This window comes from Bradyrhizobium sp., from assembly GCF_019244115.1.
GTDB lineage: Bacteria > Pseudomonadota > Alphaproteobacteria > Rhizobiales > Xanthobacteraceae > Bradyrhizobium.
Genome location: NZ_JAFATE010000762.1, coordinates 1 through 2454, shown reverse-complemented (window position 1 = coordinate 2454; position 2454 = coordinate 1). Strand labels below are relative to the sequence as shown.

The 2454-nt window shown below is 61.2% G+C and carries 2 protein-coding genes; both read left to right on the top strand.

The genetic code is table 11. The features are described 5' to 3' along the window. The coding region (locus JOZ76_RS32645) for a mannonate dehydratase (protein WP_291705508.1) at positions 1-170 on the top strand (170 nt) is incomplete at its 5' end. A gap of 246 nt (positions 171-416) precedes the next feature. Continuing rightward, complete coding sequence (locus tag JOZ76_RS32640; RefSeq protein ID WP_291705507.1) at positions 417-1718, top strand: TadE/TadG family type IV pilus assembly protein; 1302 nt, start codon at positions 417-419, stop codon at positions 1716-1718. Positions 1719-2454: the final 736 nt, after the last annotated feature.

The window sequence follows — 2454 nt, the reverse complement described above, 5'->3', positions numbered from 1 at the left end:
GCGACCAAAACTGGCGCCTGCCGTTCCGGCCCGACCATGGCCACGAACTGCTCGACGATATCGGCAAGGGAAGTTTCCCCGGCTACTCCGCCATCGGGCGGCTGAAGGGGCTCGCCGAACTCCGCGGCGTGATGATCTCGGTGGCGCGCATCCGTCACTTGCAAATTTGAGTTGAGAGCGGCGAAAAATTTCGTCGTCTCAATTGCAACCTCGGTGCGAAGAACCCCTATCGCAACGTGACACATCGCCGATCCTGCGCGCCGGGGTTGTGCCGGCGCCGCTCGTGATCGGGAAAACCGGTATTGCCGTAAGGGCGCTGATAACCCTGCGTCCAACGCCGCTTCGCTTGTTTAGAAACCGCTAATCATTTGGACTCCTATTCCCGGAGCATTACCGGTCAGTGGGAATGCATCATCGTGACAAATCATCAGGGGTTCGGACGCCTTCGTGCTCTCATTCATGAGTTCTGCCGTGCGCGCGAGGGCAATCTCGCGGTCATCTTTTCGCTCGCGGCAATCCCCATCATCGGTGCGGTCGGCGCGGCGGTCGACCTCTCCAAGGCCAACGACGTCAAGACAGAGCTGCAGAACGCGCTCGATGCCGCGGTGCTGGCGGGCGTGACGCAGACGTCGGCGAACCAGGTGTCGACGGCGTCCGCGGTGTTCAACGGCGACTTCATTGCCAAATACGGCAACAGCGGCTCGGCCTCGTTCACGCAGAACGCGAACGGCTCGCTGTCCGGCACCGCCACCTCGAGCGTGCAGATGTCGTTCATGGCCGTGGTCGGAAAATCCTCTGTTGTCGTCAATGCGACGGCGACCGCAACGCCCGGCGCGCATGCGACGACGCCGGTCTGCATCCTGCTCACCAGCACGTTGGACGCGCCGGCCTTGCTGGTCAATTCCGGCGCCCAGCTCAACGCCACGAGCTGCGAGGTTCACGTCCTCTCGACGCAAAGCCCGGCCGCCACCTTTAACACGACGCTGAATGCCAAGCGGATCTGCATCAAGGGCTCGAGCATCATCAAGAACGGCGGCGCCAATCCGCCGGCGGTGACGAGTTGCGCCGCGATCAGCGATCCGTTCGCCGGCAAGCTGCCGACCGTGAGCACCAACAGCTGCAGCAGCATTCCCAGCGCCAACAACAATATCAACTACAATTCCAACAGCGGCGCGGCGAACCTCGCCGGCGGCGTCTACGGAGCGATGAATTTCAACAATACGTCCGTAACCCTGAACCCCGGCGTGTTCTGCGGGTCGATCAACTTCAACAGCGTGACCAACGGAACGCTGACGTTGAATCCCGGGCTGTACGAAATTCATGGCACCTGGACCGTGAACTCGGGGTGGACCGTCAATGGCAGCGGCGTCACCTTCTACCTCGTCGACCAGAACTCGGGGATCCACTTCAACAGCACGACCAGCGCCACTCTGTCGGCGCCGACGACGGGCACCTATGCCAACATCCTGTTCTACGAGCCCACCGGGCTGAGCACCAGCTATCCGACGATCGACTCCTCGAGCTTGAACCTGACGGGTCTGGTCTACCTGCCGAGCCGGAAGCTGACGGCCAACTCGACGTCCAATCTTACCTCGACTGGCCTCTCCATGGTGCTTTCGACATTGACCCTCAACTCGACCAACTGGATGATCGCGCCGGGCGCCCCGGCGATGTCGGTGGCGAGCGGCACGGCGACCAGCGCGTATCTGTCGCAATAGCGCGGCGCGCGATCGCGCCACGAAGCGTAGTTGCAGAGTAGGGTGGGCAAAGCCATCGGACGCGCACTTGCGCGGCCGATGGCGTGCCCACATCAAATGCGGCGATTGCGGTGAGATGGTGGGCACGGCGCAAGTGCGCCTTTGCCCACGCTTCGATTCTAATCTGCACGACGGGCAATCTGTGCATGAGCGTCATGCGGAATTTGCCCGTCGTGTCAATTTGACGCGGGTAGCGTCATTCTGATTTTCAGAATGTTGCTTGACGTCGACCCCAAATCAGGTGCATTATCCCGGCCGTCCTGCTTCGGCATGAGGGGCGTATCGCGATCGTCACGACACGCGAGGCAGGATGCGATGGACGCTTTGGCAACGCGCGCGATTTTTCGCGGACGAACGGCGCCGAGGCGGACGGTCAAGGCGTGTGGTCCTGGCACCCCGACGCTGGTGTCAAGGGGGCAGAACGATCTGCTCGCGATGGGAGCAAGAAAGCCCGGTTCCCAGGGAGAGCGCGCTATAAGCCGTAAACCATCGCGCAGGGAATGCCGGATGATTTGGCTGAACCTGTGGTAACTGCCGCCAGCTTTTCTTTTTGCTGGCGGGCCATGGGTTGCGGCCAGCACCCGGCATTCCCCATAGGCGTTAAGTTTGGTCTTGCGTATTGGAAACGCTCGTGATTCCAACACGAGATGAGTCACGAATCACTTGTAAACGAAGACTGGACGAGAGTGGTTTCCCG